This is a genomic window from Aquimarina longa SW024 (genome assembly GCF_001401755.1).
Taxonomy (GTDB): domain Bacteria; phylum Bacteroidota; class Bacteroidia; order Flavobacteriales; family Flavobacteriaceae; genus Aquimarina; species Aquimarina longa.
Genome location: NZ_KQ474103.1, coordinates 200,313 through 216,486, shown reverse-complemented (window position 1 = coordinate 216,486; position 16,174 = coordinate 200,313). Strand labels below are relative to the sequence as shown.

Sequence of the window (16,174 nt, the reverse complement as noted above, 5' to 3'; positions counted from 1 at the left end):
GTTGTGTGTCAAAATGTCTTGAAAACGCTTTGTTTTACTGACTTTTTGGCTTAATGTAAAGTTAAAGAATTTATCACGACCAATACATGATTATAGTTAATTTTAAAAATCATTTGATTAAGTTTGTAATCAATATAGCATAAGGTAAAAAGATGGGAATTTTTAATAAAATATTTGGATCAGAAGAAAAAGAATCTAAAGAAGAAAAGAAAGCATTGCCTTGGCAAGGGCTTACTGAGGTTAGTCAATTAGATGGTATTGCTAAGGCTTCAAAAACAAAAATACAGGCTATTTTTAAGCATTCTACACGTTGTGGTATTAGTAGAATGGTGATTCGTAATTTTGAAAATAGTTTTGATCTTACAGAAGATCAACTAGATTTACACTATCTTGATTTATTAAATTATCGTGATGTATCGTCTGAGGTTGCTGCTAAATTTCAGGTATTTCATGAGTCTCCGCAGTTTATAATTATTAAAAATGGAATTGCAGTACATCATTCTTCGCATAGTGCGATTACACCACAGGTATTACATGAGTTTATTTAGAAAATAGTATTATCTTTTTCTTTAAGAAAGGGACATGATATTTTTTCTGTAGCTCTGGATTCAAACATTTTTATGTGTAAATGAGTAGCCATTTTTCGAGCTCTTCTTTTTGCAAGTTCTACATTTTGTCCACTATATAATTGATTTAGCGTCTGAGTCCATAGATTGAGCCATATACCAAAATGTATTTCATTTATAGAGCCGTTAAAAGCAATATCTACTTCTTGATGGACTTTGATAGGGTTACCTTTATACTTTGCAGTAAATAGAAGGTTAGTTTCCCAAAAATCAGTCAGTTTATTGATATGTTTGTCCCAATCTTTAATCATATGATTAAAGATTGGTCCGAGTTTTTTTTCTGTTCTCACTTTTTTATAAAAGGTAGTGATTAGGATATATATGTCATTTCTATTTTGAATGTCATTTTTTACAGCAGTTTCCATAGAATAGATAATAAAATTAGTGAAAAATCATATTGATAAGGATTAAAACACTGTTTATTCCTAAACTAGCAATTAGTAGATTAAATATAAATTTTGCTTTCATCTGAGCAAGAATTGAAGCATTAAATACCATACATATAATTACGCAGAGAGATAGTTCTATAACTTGTGAAAAAGACCTTTCTTGCATTAAAATGTACATTGCAGCAATAGACCCTAAACAACTGGATAGAATAATCATCAATGGAATGTATGCCATGTACATTTCTTTAAAATCGTTTAATAACTTTGAATACATAGTATAAAATTTTAATGTTGTTCAAAGATATTTTAAGAAGAGGGTATTATTTTATGATCTTAATCATAAGAGTCATACTTATTTAAGTTGTGGAATATAGTTGTTATTTAATTTAAGATCTATATGTGTAAGGTGTATAAAAAAGGCAGTTATCGATATACTTTTCTATCTTTAATAAAAAGCTCACCTTTTTGTTCTAACTTTTTGATACTCCTAATCACGGTTTCTACTCGTAATCCTGTAAGATCTGCAAGTTGTTGTCGTGTAAGTTCTACTTTATAGGTGGTATCTACTTCTATAGTAGTAGTGCTATTGTTTTTTAGATAATCGAGAATTCTGAGAATACGATGTTCTGGTTCTTGAGTAGATATTTCTGAAACCATAATTGCTTTATAATATAGACGCAAAGCGAGAGTACTAGTAAATTTATGATGAATTTCGGGGTTTTTTTCCAGAAGTTTTAAAAACTGTTCTTTAGGTAATTGCCAAACCTCAGAATCAGTAATAGCCTCTGCATTAGCAGGATATTTAAAATCTGCAAATAAAGGAGGTTCTCCAAAACTTTTTTCTTTAGTAAAAATACCTTGTATATATTCTTTCCCTTCTTGATTATAATTATTCATTTTAATTTCACCAAAATAAACCTGATAATAATAACGGGCAATAGTACCTTCTTGAAATAGAAATTCTCCTCGTTTATATTTTTTAAGCACTGCTCCTGAATCGAGTAATTTTTGATGATCGATCATATTATGGATATGATATAGGATTAATAGATATAGTAGTATAAGCGTTTTGTATTACTACAAGATTGAATATTTTGGTAAGTCTCTAATGAAAACGTATTGCCTTTCATTATTTTAATTGCTCATTGGGGGAATTAGTTCCCTAAAGCTTGTTTCTAAATTAAAATATTTTTTAGAAACCTACTCTTGTGGGGTTGATCTGGAATTGTTGATTTTATATCTGAGTACTTTTATATAAAAAAGCCTCAAAAAATTAATTTCAAGGCTTTTTTTGTATAGTTATTTTTTAAAAACAGGTAGTAATTTGGTAGAAACTTCTCCAAATCCAATTCGGACTCCTGATTTTTCACAATACCCTCTCATGATTACAGTATCGTTATCTTCAATAAACTTACGATTACCACCTTCATTAAGTTGTACCGGTTTTTCTCCACGCCAGCTTAGTTCTAACATTGACCCATAAGAACTTGGTGTGGGACCAGATAATGTTCCACTACCCATTAAATCTCCAGAGTTAACAGGACACCCATTTACGGTATGGTGGGTAAGTTGTTGCGCCATATTCCAATACATATATTTGAAATTACTTTTAGAAACTATAGTTTCTATTGCTTTTTCTGGTTGAATAGCGACTTCTAGATTTATATCAAAACTTTTCTTTCCTTTATATTGTAAGTACGGAAGTTGCTTTTTTAATGGTTTTGGACTTTCTGTTCTATAGGGTTCTAAAGCATCAAGAGTTACAATCCAAGGTGATATAGATGACGCAAAGTTTTTACCTAAAAATGGACCAAGAGGGACGTATTCCCATTTTTGAATATCTCTAGCACTCCAGTCATTAAATAAAACTAAACCGAATATATAATCTTCTGCTTCTTCTATTGGTATAGATTCTCCTAAATGATTAGCATCTGTAGTTATAAATGCCATTTCAAGTTCGAAATCAACTAATCTTGAAGGACCAAATATAGGTTCTGTAGCACCATTAATTAATTTTTGACCCTGTGGTCGATGTATAGGAATGTCTGATGGGATAATTGAACTACTTCGCCCATGATACCCAACAGGCATATGTAACCAATTAGGCATTAAAGCATTTTCTTTACCTCTAAACATGGTTCCTACATTTGTAGCATGTTCTATACTGCTATAAAAATCGGTATAATCACCCACATTAACAGGAAGTTGCATTTCTATTTCATTAAGAGCAAATAAAACTTCTTGCCTGTGTTTTTCATTATTTTTTAGCGTATTATTTTTTGCATCAAAAATATCAGCAATTCTATTACGAACCAATCTCCATGTTTTTTTTCCATCAGAAATAAAATCATTCAAAGAATCTTGTAAAAAGATGTCATCGGTTAATGGGATTCCTTCAAAATAACCTAATTGGTGTAGGGCACCAAGATCAATAGCTGTATTACCTATTCTAGTACCTATAGTTATGATATCATCTCTTGTTAGAAATACTCCAAAAGGAATATTCTGTATAGGGAAATCTGTATTGAGAGGGGTTTCAATCCATGTTTTTCTATCTGGGTAGTTTGCAGTTATGGGCATTATTATTAATTTATGTGTTTTAGACAATTTTTATAATCAAATATATAATTTTCGAATGGTTAATGGTTTTTAATTATGTGAAAAATATTTTAAATAACCTTAATATACGGTATTCCTATTACGTAATCAAGTATAAATATGCTGTTTCTAAGAATATGTTTTATGACAATAACTTTATAGAGAGACGTATAGGTGTGTTTATTATAAAGTATAATATTCTTAATTTATTACTTGCTATTTGAGCTAATTTAAAGAATGGATTTCCTATTTTTACGTCCTTATTAAATAAATTATCAATTCATGCAACGCGACGAACAAATTTTTGATTTAATTCAGGACGAAAAAGAACGTCAAATAAACGGATTAGAACTTATTGCTTCAGAAAACTTTGTGAGTGAACAAGTAATGGAAGCTGCTGGATCTGTATTAACGAATAAATATGCCGAAGGATATCCTGGTAAACGCTATTACGGGGGGTGTGCTGTAGTAGATGTGATTGAGCAAATTGCTATAGATCGAGCTAAAGAATTATTTGGAGCAGGATATGCTAATGTACAACCTCACTCTGGTTCACAAGCTAATACAGCAGTATATCATGCTTGTCTTAAACCAGGAGATAAAATATTAGGTTTTGATCTTTCTCATGGAGGACATCTAACTCATGGATCCCCTGTTAATTTTTCAGGAAAATTATATAATCCTGTTTTTTATGGAGTAGAGAAAGAGACCGGAAAATTAAATTATGATAAGATTCAAGAAATAGCTACGGCAGAAAAACCACAAATGATTATTGCGGGTGCATCAGCATATTCTAGAGAGATTGATTATAAGAAATTTAGAGAGATAGCAGATAGTGTAGGAGCAATTCTTTTTGCAGATATAGCTCACCCAGCTGGTTTGATCGCAAAAGGCGTGATTTCTGACCCTGTACCACATTGTCATGTAGTGACTACTACGACTCATAAAACATTACGAGGACCAAGAGGTGGTCTGATATTAATGGGCGAAGATTTTGAAAACCCTTTTGGGATTACTCTAAAGAGTGGTAAAAAACGTATGATGTCTTCTATATTTGATAGTGCTGTATTTCCTGGTAATCAAGGAGGGCCTTTAGAGCATATTATTGCAGCTAAAGCAATCGCATTTGGAGAAGCATTGACAGATGAATTTTTACATTATATTGTGCAGGTAAAGAAAAATGCAGCAGTTATGGCAGAAGCATTTGTAAAAAAAGGATATGATGTGATCTCTGGAGGAACGGATAATCATATGATGTTAATTGATTTACGAAGCAAAGGAGTAACAGGTAAACAAGCAGAAGAAGCTTTAGGTGTTGCTGAGATTACTGTAAATAAGAACATGGTACCATTTGATGATAAGTCTCCATTTGTAACCTCAGGAATTCGTATTGGAGTTTCTGCGGTAACAACCAGAGGTTTAAAAGAAGGTGATATGCTAACAATTGTAGAATTAATAGATAAAGTAATTCTTAATGTAGAAAATGAAGAAGCATTACATAATATTGCTAATGAGGTTAATGCAATGATGGCTGATAAACCGTTGTTTGTAGGATAACCCTATTCTTTAAAATACTAATAAAAAAAAGACCATCTAATAATAATTTATTTTAGATGGTTTTTAATTTTTATATATGTGTAGAAAAAAAAATAGTTAGGCGGTCTTTGTATTATTTACGTTTTAGATTTATACACTATTTCTTAACCGACTGAAGTTTTTCACTTTTCTAATGATTAGATCTCTTATGAATGACTCCAATTCTCCGCATCATCACTATTATTTGGTGATAGACCAATGATATCACCATCAGTATTAACTCCTAAACCAACTACAGTTCTGTTTACATAATTAAAATAACTAACTACCTGATTGATTTCTAATATTTCCCCATCAGATAATTGTTGTTCTCTAAGTTTATGAATATCCGATTCTGTTATTGTGTGATGGGATAGGGTTAGTTGCTTAGCATATTGTAATCCCGATAGGTATTGATCCGTAAAATACTGAGAGGTTTTGTCATTAGAGATGCTAGACATAATTTCCTGAAATTTAGTGTCATCATTTAATAAGCGTTTTAATCCCATAGAATGATGGTCTACACAATAGCTACACTGATTTAAGTTACTAACATAAACACCAAGAGTTTCGAGATACCATTTTGGTAATGTATTGTTAGAGTTGTGTAATACATTTTTATACAGTCCCATATGCCCTATAAGTGTGTGGGGGCGTAGACTATGTATGGATAATACATTATCGATTGTATTATTAGGGCCTTTAACACGATCATATATTTTCTTTAATCGACCAGTTGCTTCTGTGTATGCTATTTTTTTTATCCAACTCATTTTTTGTATTTAAATAAAGATTTTTTGTGATGCAATAAAGTACTAAATAATATTAAGATAGTTCCGAGCATAATGGAAACATCAGCAAGATTAAATATTTCAGTTTTTATGATTCCTAGATCTAAAATTAAAAAATCGGTAACAGACCCATACATAATACGATCAAAAAGGTTTCCAATACCGCCACCAATAATAAAAGCAAAACCGATGTTGGTTTCTTTAGAATAATCAGTTTTGATGAATAATTGTCTTAATAAGACTCCTAAAATGATGATAGGAAATATCTGTAATAAAAGTATTTTTAGAAATGGAGTTAAGTTACTACCTAGACTATATGCTGCTCCGGTATTTTCTACTTTAGTAAGTATAAGCTTGTTTTTAATGACTTCTATATATCCATTCGGTTCAATGTGTTGTCGCACGATATTTTTTGAAACCTGATCACAACTACTATTTAGTGAAATCAAAAATAGTAAGAATATGAATTTTATTTTTTGTGTAACCTTCATTTTAAATTTTAAATTAATGATACAGTATTTTTCAAATATAATAGGAACTTTTTAAAACCTTAATAATTTAGATATTTTTTAGAGATATGTTTATAAAAGATAAGATCTTATTATGATATTTTTAAAACTAGTCAGTACGAGGTATTTTTAATAACTCGACAGCTATATAATTTGTTACATAGTTGAGATATACTTACATTAGAGCAATTAAATAGGTTTTAATCTCTCATTGAGGGTTTAATTTCTGAGGCTTGCCTCGACATCAAAATATTTTTTTCAGAAACATACCTCTTGAGCTTGTTCCGAGGTTGTTGATTTTTCCGAAAACCAAGTGATTTATCAATATATGTTATTTTAAAAATCAAGGAAACATGGCAAAACAGTTAACTGAGATAACACCAGAATTAGAAAAATTCATACTTGATCAAAAATTATTTTTTGTAGGTACTGCAGCTAGTGAAGGAAGAGTAAATGTTTCTCCTAAAGGGATGGATACATTTAGAGTTATTGGACCAAACAAAATTGTGTGGTTGAATCTAACAGGAAGTGGTAATGAAACTGCTGCTCATTTGATGAAAACTAACAGAATGACTATTATGTTCTGCTCTTTTGAAGGCAAGCCGTTGATTCTAAGATTGTACGGGAGTTCAAAAATACATCATAAACGAGATCAAGGATATTATCAGTATATCGATTTATTTCCTAAAATTATTGGCTCCAGGCAGATAATCGAAATGGAAGTAGATCTGGTGCAGACTTCTTGTGGGTATGCTGTACCATTTATGGATTTTAAGGAAGAAAGAGGGCAGCTTAATTCGTGGGCACAAAAACAAGGAGAAGAACGGTTAGAAAATTATAGAAAAGAAAAGAATATAAAAAGTATTGATGGTTTTGAAACAGGGCTATTAGAATAATAATTGAGACTGTAAATTATAGAATTAATGAGAGTTTTTATATAGTAGACAATGTTTTAATCGTTGATTATTTAATAATTTAGGATGTTCGAAAGTTTTGATGTATTGCAATCCAATTTTTTTCATAACTGCTTCTGATTTTTTATTAATTTGTGGGGCTACAGCATAAATTTCTGTTATCCCAATATGTTTAAAACCAAACTCTACACATGCTTTAGCACCTTCTGTAGCATATCCTTTTCCCCAACTATTTTTTTGAAGCCTCCATCCGATATCTATAAAAGCGCCTAATTCCTCTAGATACGTTTGTTCACAGATTCCTATAAAACCTATAAAATCAGTACTTTCTAATAGATCAACAGCAAAATAGCAGAACCCTTTTTTATCAAACATATTTTGCATTCTTATAATAAACTCTTTAGTATCTTTTTTTGATAGCTTAGAAGGAAAGAACTCCATTACATCATCATCATTATTAATCTCAGTTAATGATTCTAGATCATCTAGTACCCAATTACGGAAGCCTAAACGCTCGGATTTAAATAGATATTGGTGCATTTGTGTTTTTTATAATAATCGTTTAGTTTTTTTGTTCTAAAGTAGCACTTTCATAGGCTCCAATATCAGGAGCAGTTGTACTACGAGAAATACCTAAAATATCAGTTCCTGTAGTTGGGGTAGAAGCTTTACCATTTGCAGCAGAATCCTCACTAATATTTAGCATGTTCTTAAAAGGAGATTTAAAATTAGGGTCTTCATTAGTTATGTTATTTTCAAATAATAGAGTATTAGAAAAATCATATAGAGGATCATTTTCAAACTTATTTCCAGAATCATTAAATTTAATTAAGCAATTTTTGAAATTATAATTAAAAGTAGTTCCTTCTATTTTGTTAAATAGTAATTCTAGTTCTTGATTACCATAAATGATACAATTTTTAAAATTCGCTTCGCGTAAATCAGCAATAACAATATCTGTTTCATTAGCCTGTAGATTGTTGTCAATCAATACTGTTGGGAGTTCTCTAAAACCATTTCCGATTCTGGAATAATTCGTAAATGTACAGTGATTAAAATTATATGTTCCACCTAGAGAGCAATTGAGGGCTACTTGCCCTGCATTATTGATCACTAGATTCTCTCCTAATACGTTCCCTGTACGAGCCAAAAGTCCGACATTAGAACTGTTATAAATTTGCGTATTCGTAATAGTAAGAGTTGGTGATGTACTGCCATCATTAGAATCCATAAGCACACCTACTGTTGCATTTTTTATAGTTGCATGGTTTATTGTATGTCCTGTACTTCCAGCAGTGAGCCATATTGTTCCCCATTGTCCGGGGGTATTACTGAAACGAGACTCTAAACGATCTCCTTGAAAAATCACTTCATTCTCTAATAGTTTTGGATCAGCACTGATGCTACCATTTACAGTTAGAGTAGCGTCTTTGGCAACTATAATACCAGAACTAGCATGAAAATGTATTCTGGCGCCGGGGTCTATGGTTAGTGTTTTTCCACTAGGTACGCCTGCATATCCATAAATTACATAGGGTTTTTCATTGGTAAAATGTAATTGATCATCGTTTAGAAAGAAGCCTTCTATTTTTATTTCTTTATTCTGGCTATCAACTCCTAAAGATAGAGATCCTATTTCACCAGTCATTGTATTTCGAGAAGGGAACATAAATATAGCATCTTTTACTAGCGTTACTAAGTCTACATCTTGTTGATTTCCATTTTTGTCAAATAATATTCGATCAGTATACAAAAACTCAGGATTTGTAGTTTGGTCGCTAATCGTAGTTGTAGTTTCTACAAAGATAAAAATACTATCTTTAGCTAGTACCTGAATATTTTCAAAAGACTTACCCGATATCCCATCTACATTGAGCCTATAGGTAGAACTTTCTCCTTTTTCTAAGCTAATGGTAGGAATAGTAAAGTCATCATTAGTACGATTATAGACTTTAAAACGATACGTACTGGATCCTATATTAGTAAAAATAGTATCTAGAAAAAGAGTATCTGTAGAGAAGTTTATATTACCGGTACTGGGGCTTGATTCAAAATCATTACGACAAGAACTCCATAGAAGGATTACAGTAAATAAAAGAAAGGCTGATAAGTAACGCATGTTTATATCAAATAGTTTTTTATAATTAAAACACAAAAAGGTAAAATATCAAAACTGCAAAATAGCAAAGATTTTTGTTTTTAACACTTTCCTAATCTTATTCTTTGATGTCTTGATTAAAGTATAACTTTTTGATTGTTTTAATATTGCTTTTTAATAAAAATTTGATAAGATCAGAACTTCTGTAAGACATAAAACATTTGTACATTTGCTATTCGTAATTAATACGCACAACATAATAATCTATTATGAGTACATATGATGTAGCCGTAATTGGCTCTGGACCTGGCGGATATGTGGCCGCTATTCGATGCGCACAGCTAGGTATGAAAACCGCAATAATCGAAAAATATTCAACACTGGGTGGAACTTGTCTTAATGTAGGGTGTGTTCCTAGTAAAGCATTATTAGATTCTTCACATAATTATGAGCATGCTGTAAAGCATTTTGCAGATCATGGGATTGAAATTCCAGGAGAGGTAAAAATTAACCTCGAAAAAATGTTTGCTCGTAAACAAGCTGTAGTAAATCAGACTTGCGATGGTGTGAGTTTTTTAATGAAGAAAAACAAAATAGATGTCTTTGAAGGCGTAGGAGCTTTTAAAGATGCTACTCATATTGATATAACAAAAAACGATGGTGTTATAGAAACTATCGAAGCAAAACATAGTATTATTGCTACAGGTTCTAAACCCTCTACACTACCATTTATCAAAATTGATAAAAAGAGAGTAATTACGTCTACTGAAGCTTTAAAACTACAAGAAGTACCAAAGCATCTTGTTATTATTGGAGGAGGAGTCATTGGATTAGAATTAGGACAAGTATATCGCCGTCTAGGAGCAGAGGTTTCTGTGGTAGAATATATGGATAGAATTATCCCAGGAATGGATAAATCATTATCCAGAGAATTACAAAAAGTAATGAAAAAACAGGGAGTTAAGTTTTATACTTCTCATAAGGTAACTAATGTATCAGCAGCTGATAAAGAGGTTACTATTACTGCAGATGATAAAAAAGGAAACCCTGTTGAGTTTAAAAGCGATTACTGTTTAGTATCTGTAGGTCGCCGACCATACACAGATGGATTAAATGCTACTGCTGCTGGAGTGAAACTAAATGATAGAGGACAAGTAGAAGTGAATGACCATTTACAAACTAGTACTTCTAATATTTATGCAATAGGAGATGTAATTAAAGGAGCTATGTTAGCGCATAAAGCTGAAGAAGAAGGAACTTTTGTAGCAGAAGTCTTAGCGGGACAAAAACCTCATATCGATTATAATTTAATACCAGGAGTCGTATATACATGGCCAGAGGTTGCTGCAGTAGGAAAAACAGAAGAAGAGTTAAAAGAAGCAGGAATAAAATATAAATCAGGACAATTTCCATTTAGAGCATTAGGTAGATCACGCGCTAGTGGAGATTTAGATGGTTTTGTGAAGATATTAGCTGATGAAGCTACAGATGAGGTACTTGGAGTACATATGATTGGAGCACGTTGTGCAGATCTTATTGCCGAAGCAGTAACTGCAATGGAGTTTAGAGCATCAGCAGAGGATATCTCTCGTATGTCTCATGCACATCCAACTTTTACAGAAGCTATAAAAGAAGCAGCATTAGCAGCTACGGATAATAGACCGTTGCATATTTAAAGAATTAGTGTATCATTTCTATTAAAATAGAAATAGTAGTATTAATTTTTTAAATAATAAAGAATTTAAAAACCGATTAAGATATCTTATCTTAATCGGTTTTTTTGATTGTGCTAATTCTTATGTGATCCATCACAATACGGAGGGATTGTTAGTTTGTTTACAGGTACATAAACATACTTCATTAGCTTATTTAACAGTAAAGATTACCGGACTTATACCTCCTTCTTGCTTATGACTATCATTACAGAAAGGTTGATTGTCACTATGACCATAGGTACACCAAGCGTAGTTTTTACCAGCCTCTAATTGACATGCAATTGGGGCATCACCACCTCTTTTATTATTTTTTAAACACTTATTTTTTGTAATCTAAAAATATCAAATCCTAAGTTAAGATTGATTTTAAATAAAATAGATTGTGGTGTTTAGAACAGCTATTTTTTTGAATACTCTAAAATTTGATTTTTTTACATAAACTGATATGATACTCCAAAATTTATAATACCCTTATACCCAAACCCCAATTCTGCATATCCAGCAATAGAGGTACCTACTCTGATCCCTGCAGCAATTAATTGATAATTGATGATACTATTATTTCTTTTATCATTAGAATAAGAAGTCGTGTAAGATTCAAATTTTTGGTTATTTGTACTATATGCTACTCCAAGCCCAGTATACATCTGAAACCATTTTTTTAAGATATAATAATAATCAGTTTCAATACCTATAGTATACATAGAGTGTTTTTTGCTTCCGATCTTATTTTTATTAGAGATTACAATTTCCGAAATTGATTCGTAGACCAAAATACCACTAACAGTAAGTTGATCTCTAATAGCATGTTTATATCTTAGGTTTATAGCTCCAGTAGTTTTATAATTACCATATTCTATATCTGTAACCATATTAGGAAGTACATCATCAAAAAGAATAAAAGTTTGATTTGTATCACCATCTCCATATCCTAAACTAATTTGATTGGTATTTTTGAACTGAGCATGTATTGAATAGGGAATGATTCCATTAAAAATGATTCCCCAAACAATAATTACTATTTTATTTATCATAAAATTTGACAATATCGATTTTGAAATTAGATGTTTTAGACTATTTTTTTTACGAATCCAAATTAATTATATTTCATTTTTATAATCGAATGAATAATGCGTATGAATATTGATATTATTAATACTTATCAATTATTAAAATTGATAGGAAACTCCAAAATTTAAAATACCTTTATAACCAAACCCTAACTCAGCAAAACCTGCAATAGATTTACCTACTCTGATACCTATAGCTGTTAATTGATAATTAAAGTAATTAATTGTATAGGTATCGTTTTTATAAGTAGGTGAACTAGATGTAAATTTTTGATGACTATTAGTATATGCTACTCCTAATCCAGAGTACATCTGAAATACATCTTTTGAAATATAACGGTAATCAGCTTCGAGTCCGACCGTATAAAAAGTGTTATCTCGTTCTCCAATTTTCTTGTTTTGGATTAATGCATCATCTTCGATTTTTTCATATACTAGTGATCCTCCGATCATTAATTTATCGATTATGGCATACTTATAATTTAGGTTTATAGCCCCAATACTTTTATTGTTATCAAATGTAGCATTCCCAAGTGTACCTGCTGTAATTATAATATCACTAAGTAGGCTTACTAATTGATTGGTAGTTGCCGTTCCATATCCTATACTAATCTGACTGGTACCTTTATCCTGAGCGTTTAATGAACTAGTAAAGATTCCTAAAAAGAAAAATCCTAAAGCAATAATCTGTATTTTTTTCATTGTTTTTTTATTTAAAATAAATGTTTGATTGTTATTTATAATAAAAGGAGGTATAATTAAGGTACACCTCCTTTTTAGTTTTTTTAGAATAGTATCGAATACTATTACTATAGTTTTATATATTATTTTTATTTTTTTAGATAACAGTCGCAGATAACACAACTTCGATAGGTTCTCCAATAGAAGGAGTTATGATTGCTTTACCTTTATAATCTCCCGGTTTAGTACTTCCTGGAGCGAATTTAAAAGGGATATTCATAGACTTTCCTGGAGCTAGTGGAGAAAAATTAATAACTACTTCTAAAGACCCAGGGAACGTAGCCTTAGAAGATAAACCTGTTAGTGTCTTTTTAGAATTATTAGTTAGCTTAATGATTACTTCTTTAGTTCCAGCTTTAGAGTTTTTACTCTGAGCTACTTTTCCAAAATCTACTGCGTACTTATCTAATGAGATTAGCTTTTTAGAATCAGTACTAGGAGCTGCAATTACAATAGCAGAAAGATTAATCACTATGGATTTCCCTCCAGAAGGAGTTAATGTTACTTTACCTTTATACGTACCAGGTTTTGTAGTTCCTGCAGAAAATTTAACAGGGATGTTTATAGATTTTCCAGGAGCTAATGGAGAAAACTTAAAAGAAACGTCTAAAGAACCTCCGGACATGGTAGTTTTAGATAGCATACCTTTTATAGTTTTTTTAGAAGTATTCGTTACTTTAATGATAACTTCTTTAGTACTTTCGGCTTTTTTACCTTGTACTACTTTTCCAAAATCAATACTTCTTTTATTGGCTTTTATTACTTGGATACTACTAGGAGGTACATTGTTGTCATCAGATTTACAGCTAATTATAGTTAAGGTAAATACTGTAATTAATAAGGTTACCATCCAATTCTTTTTCAATAATTTCATAGGTGTAATGTTTGTATAAATGTTTTTACTAATTTTTTAGAAATTGATTTCTTTATACTCATAACAGTAAACTATGGAATAACCCTATTTGTTTTAATTTTTTTTAACACTTATATGAAAAAATTAAGATCGAATTGATTTTAACTAATTGAAAAAAAAGGGATTATGATTTTTAAAATGCTATTATAAAATTTATTATATAATTAAGTTTTGGGTTTCAGTATTTCACATATTTTTTAAAATATTAAAGAAGAACTTAACCTCTTTACTTACGACTTTGTAATGATCTTAAAATATATTTCTTAAGTTTAATTTATGCTTTTGTACTAACTGCTTTTTAAATTTATAATAAAAGAAAGTTAATCGTATTCTAATTCTATGATGGGAATTAAAAAGTAGTTTAACTAATAGGTTATATTATTATACTACTAGTTATGATACATAAAAATATTGAAGGTTACTACAGTATATTTATACTATAAGAGAGAATATTAGTTTTTAAATTCTTGATTGATAGGTGTATAGTTCGAAATATCTACCTTTTGTTGTAATGAGTTCTTCATGTGTACCTCGTTCTACAATAGTTCCTGATTCTATAACTAGGATTTGATCTGCTTTTTTGATAGTACTTAATCGATGTGCGATAACAAAAGTGGTTCTTCCTTTCATTAGTTCATTAAGACTTTTTTGGATCAGGGCTTCACTTTCTGTATCTAGGTTAGAGGTTGCTTCATCCAGAATGATGATTTGTGGGTCTGCGAGTATAGCCCTAGCAATAGCAATTCGTTGTCGTTGTCCCCCAGAGAGTTTTACCCCTCGTTCTCCAATTAGCGTATCTAATCCATCATCAAAACGATCAGTAAATTCGTTTACATAGGCCGCTTTAACAGCTTGTTGTAGCTGTTTTTCTGTGGCATCTGGTCTAGGGAATAGTATGTTTTGTCGGATACTACCTTCGAACAAGAATTCATCCTGTAACACTACTCCAAGATTACGGCGAAAACTACTTAATTTAACCTTAGAGATATTATGGTCATCTATAGTAATGAGCCCAGATTTAGGGTTTAAAAAGGTAGCTGATAATCCCGCAATGGTAGATTTTCCTGATCCAGAACTACCAACTAATGCTGTTACAGAACCAGAGGGAGCTTTAAAGCTTATATTATGTAGTACATCTTTTCCTTCTTCATATGCAAAAGAAACATTATTGAAAGCAATATCTCCTTTGATATCTCTAAGCTCTATAGTCCGATCTTCAATTTCTTCTTCGGGCGTCATATTCATCAACTCTTCTGTACGATCTAGACCAGCAAGAGCTTCGGTTAATTGACTTCCGATATTACTCATTTGCACAATTGGAGCAATCATAAAAGCTAAGTACATGGTAAACGATAAAAACTCTCCAGGAGTCATATCACCTTGCATCATATAATAACCACCAATTCCCATGATTCCCGTAGAGGCCATCCCTGCTAATAAAAATGTAGAAGAACTGGTCATTAATGCAGTAGCAGTAAGGCTCTTTTTAACATTCTGAAATAAACGATCAACTCCTTTTTCGAAGATTTTATTTTCTTGTTCTTCAGCTCCAAACCCTTTAATGACACGAACACCTGCTAGTGTTTCTGTCAATCTTCCTTTTACTTGGGCATTAATCTCTCCTCTAACTCTAAAAATAGGGCGGATGTATTTAAAAGCTTTTAAAGCGACTAATCCAAATAAGATTACAGGAAGCAGTACAAATAATGTCATCCATGGATTGATACTGATTAGAATACCAACTGAGATAATTGCCGTAAAAATACCCCCTACCATCTGTACTAATCCAGTACCTATTAGATTTCGAACCCCCTCTACATCACTCATAATTCTAGAGACTAGAGCTCCTGATTTTGTATTATCAAAAAAACTGATAGGTAATGAGAGCACCTTTTTTTGTACTTGTGCTCTGAGTTCTGAAATTAAATACTGCGCCTGAACACTTAATATTCTGGTTAATAAAAAAGAAGTCGTTGCTTGTACAAGAATTGCCGCCCCTACAATGATTAATAATTCATATAATTGCCCCATATCTTTACTAGGGACTACATCATCTAATAATGTTTTACTTTTCCAGGGTAGTATAAGTCCAGAAACTCGATTAAAAATAATCAAAATAAGACCAATAAAAACTAGATTTCTTCTAGGCCAAATAATAGTCTTAAAAGCTTTAGACATAGAAACTTTCGATTTCTTTTTATCTTTTGCTGTAGTAGTATTTTGAAATTCTCTCAT

At 31.2% G+C, this 16,174-nt stretch carries 16 protein-coding genes; 4 read left to right on the top strand and 12 right to left on the bottom strand.

From position 1 onward, the window contains the following. Positions 1 to 152: 152 nt before the first annotated feature. Positions 153 to 548, top strand: coding sequence for a bacillithiol system redox-active protein YtxJ (ytxJ, locus tag N456_RS18650; protein ID WP_062060427.1), 396 nt, complete (start codon positions 153 to 155; stop codon positions 546 to 548). On the opposite strand, the gene N456_RS18645 is transcribed toward ytxJ, so the two are convergent. The 4 genes from N456_RS18645 to fahA form a co-directional block, all read right to left on the bottom strand. Beyond that, on the bottom strand, positions 545 to 916 hold the full coding sequence (locus tag N456_RS18645) for a group III truncated hemoglobin (RefSeq protein ID WP_338021434.1): 372 nt from the start codon (positions 914 to 916) through the stop codon (positions 545 to 547). The genes ytxJ and N456_RS18645 overlap by 4 nt on opposite strands. Before the next feature lie 91 nt (positions 917 to 1,007). Continuing rightward, positions 1,008 to 1,289: a hypothetical protein gene (locus tag N456_RS18640; RefSeq protein ID WP_062060423.1), complete on the bottom strand. Its 282-nt coding sequence runs from the start codon at positions 1,287 to 1,289 to the stop codon at positions 1,008 to 1,010. A gap of 149 nt (positions 1,290 to 1,438) precedes the next feature. Further along, on the bottom strand, positions 1,439 to 2,038 hold the full coding sequence (locus N456_RS18635; protein ID WP_062060421.1) for a Crp/Fnr family transcriptional regulator: 600 nt from the start codon (positions 2,036 to 2,038) through the stop codon (positions 1,439 to 1,441). A gap of 276 nt (positions 2,039 to 2,314) precedes the next feature. After that, positions 2,315 to 3,595, bottom strand: coding sequence for a fumarylacetoacetase (gene fahA / locus N456_RS18630; RefSeq protein ID WP_062060419.1), 1,281 nt, complete (start codon positions 3,593 to 3,595; stop codon positions 2,315 to 2,317). Between the two features lie 300 nt (positions 3,596 to 3,895). On the opposite strand from fahA, the gene glyA reads away from it, so the two are divergent. Continuing rightward, the gene (gene glyA / locus N456_RS18625; protein ID WP_062060418.1) at positions 3,896 to 5,170 is read left to right on the top strand and encodes a serine hydroxymethyltransferase; all 1,275 of its coding nucleotides are present in this window, start codon (positions 3,896 to 3,898) and stop codon (positions 5,168 to 5,170) included. A 185-nt stretch (positions 5,171 to 5,355) separates the two neighbouring features. Here glyA and N456_RS18620 read toward each other — a convergent pair whose 3' ends face one another. Together N456_RS18620 and lspA are read right to left on the bottom strand one after the other, a co-directional pair. Next, entirely contained in the window at positions 5,356 to 5,961 is a 606-nt protein-coding gene (locus tag N456_RS18620) for a carboxymuconolactone decarboxylase family protein (protein WP_062060416.1), read from the bottom strand. After that, a complete protein-coding gene (gene lspA, locus N456_RS18615; RefSeq protein ID WP_240315554.1) occupies positions 5,958 to 6,470 on the bottom strand; it encodes a signal peptidase II in 513 nt (170 codons plus the stop codon). Before lspA ends, N456_RS18620 begins: the two co-directional genes overlap by 4 nt. Before the next feature lie 371 nt (positions 6,471 to 6,841). On the opposite strand from lspA, the gene N456_RS18610 reads away from it, so the two are divergent. Beyond that, positions 6,842 to 7,384 carry a pyridoxamine 5'-phosphate oxidase family protein gene (locus tag N456_RS18610; protein ID WP_062060414.1) on the top strand — a complete coding sequence of 181 codons (543 nt, stop codon included), beginning with the start codon at positions 6,842 to 6,844 and terminating at the stop codon, positions 7,382 to 7,384. Positions 7,385 to 7,408: 24 nt separating this feature from the next. On the opposite strand, the gene N456_RS18605 is transcribed toward N456_RS18610, so the two are convergent. Continuing rightward, positions 7,409 to 7,942 carry a GNAT family N-acetyltransferase gene (locus N456_RS18605; protein WP_062060412.1) on the bottom strand — a complete coding sequence of 178 codons (534 nt, stop codon included), beginning with the start codon at positions 7,940 to 7,942 and terminating at the stop codon, positions 7,409 to 7,411. Positions 7,943 to 7,964: 22 nt separating this feature from the next. Then, the gene (locus tag N456_RS18600; protein ID WP_062060410.1) at positions 7,965 to 9,521 is read right to left on the bottom strand and encodes a cupin domain-containing protein; all 1,557 of its coding nucleotides are present in this window, start codon (positions 9,519 to 9,521) and stop codon (positions 7,965 to 7,967) included. Positions 9,522 to 9,769: 248 nt separating this feature from the next. On the opposite strand from N456_RS18600, the gene lpdA reads away from it, so the two are divergent. Further along, positions 9,770 to 11,176 (top strand): dihydrolipoyl dehydrogenase, encoded by a 1,407-nt coding sequence (lpdA, locus tag N456_RS18595; RefSeq protein ID WP_062060408.1) that lies wholly within the window; start codon positions 9,770 to 9,772, stop codon positions 11,174 to 11,176. Between the two features lie 470 nt (positions 11,177 to 11,646). Here lpdA and N456_RS18590 read toward each other — a convergent pair whose 3' ends face one another. The 4 genes from N456_RS18590 to N456_RS18575 form a co-directional block, all read right to left on the bottom strand. After that, positions 11,647 to 12,249, bottom strand: coding sequence for a hypothetical protein (locus tag N456_RS18590; RefSeq protein WP_062060406.1), 603 nt, complete (start codon positions 12,247 to 12,249; stop codon positions 11,647 to 11,649). 135 nt (positions 12,250 to 12,384) lie between these two features. Next, positions 12,385 to 12,987, bottom strand: coding sequence for a hypothetical protein (locus N456_RS18585; protein WP_062060404.1), 603 nt, complete (start codon positions 12,985 to 12,987; stop codon positions 12,385 to 12,387). A 136-nt stretch (positions 12,988 to 13,123) separates the two neighbouring features. Continuing rightward, complete coding sequence (locus tag N456_RS18580; RefSeq protein WP_082422591.1) at positions 13,124 to 13,900, bottom strand: DUF1573 domain-containing protein; 777 nt, start codon at positions 13,898 to 13,900, stop codon at positions 13,124 to 13,126. Positions 13,901 to 14,398: 498 nt separating this feature from the next. Then, positions 14,399 to 16,174 carry an ABC transporter ATP-binding protein gene (locus N456_RS18575; RefSeq protein ID WP_062060399.1) on the bottom strand — a complete coding sequence of 592 codons (1,776 nt, stop codon included), beginning with the start codon at positions 16,172 to 16,174 and terminating at the stop codon, positions 14,399 to 14,401.

Bases quoted from the DNA above. Each gene is read 5' to 3' on its own strand.
- glyA (WP_062060418.1), top strand. From the start codon at position 3,896: ATGCAACGCGACGAACAAATTTTTGATTTAATTCAGGACGAAAAAGAA.
- lpdA (WP_062060408.1), top strand. From the start codon at position 9,770: ATGAGTACATATGATGTAGCCGTAATTGGCTCTGGACCTGGCGGATAT.
- N456_RS18640 (WP_062060423.1), bottom strand. From the start codon at position 1,289: ATGTATTCAAAGTTATTAAACGATTTTAAAGAAATGTACATGGCATAC.
- N456_RS18605 (WP_062060412.1), bottom strand. From the start codon at position 7,942: ATGCACCAATATCTATTTAAATCCGAGCGTTTAGGCTTCCGTAATTGG.
- N456_RS18590 (WP_062060406.1), bottom strand. From the start codon at position 12,249: ATGATAAATAAAATAGTAATTATTGTTTGGGGAATCATTTTTAATGGA.
- N456_RS18575 (WP_062060399.1), bottom strand. From the start codon at position 16,174: ATGAGAGAATTTCAAAATACTACTACAGCAAAAGATAAAAAGAAATCG.
- N456_RS18580 (WP_082422591.1), bottom strand. From the start codon at position 13,900: ATGAAATTATTGAAAAAGAATTGGATGGTAACCTTATTAATTACAGTA.
- N456_RS18600 (WP_062060410.1), bottom strand. From the start codon at position 9,521: ATGCGTTACTTATCAGCCTTTCTTTTATTTACTGTAATCCTTCTATGG.
- fahA (WP_062060419.1), bottom strand. From the start codon at position 3,595: ATGCCCATAACTGCAAACTACCCAGATAGAAAAACATGGATTGAAACC.
- lspA (WP_240315554.1), bottom strand. From the start codon at position 6,470: ATGAAGGTTACACAAAAAATAAAATTCATATTCTTACTATTTTTGATT.
- N456_RS18610 (WP_062060414.1), top strand. From the start codon at position 6,842: ATGGCAAAACAGTTAACTGAGATAACACCAGAATTAGAAAAATTCATA.
- N456_RS18585 (WP_062060404.1), bottom strand. From the start codon at position 12,987: ATGAAAAAAATACAGATTATTGCTTTAGGATTTTTCTTTTTAGGAATC.
- N456_RS18635 (WP_062060421.1), bottom strand. From the start codon at position 2,038: ATGATCGATCATCAAAAATTACTCGATTCAGGAGCAGTGCTTAAAAAA.
- ytxJ (WP_062060427.1), top strand. From the start codon at position 153: ATGGGAATTTTTAATAAAATATTTGGATCAGAAGAAAAAGAATCTAAA.
- N456_RS18620 (WP_062060416.1), bottom strand. From the start codon at position 5,961: ATGAGTTGGATAAAAAAAATAGCATACACAGAAGCAACTGGTCGATTA.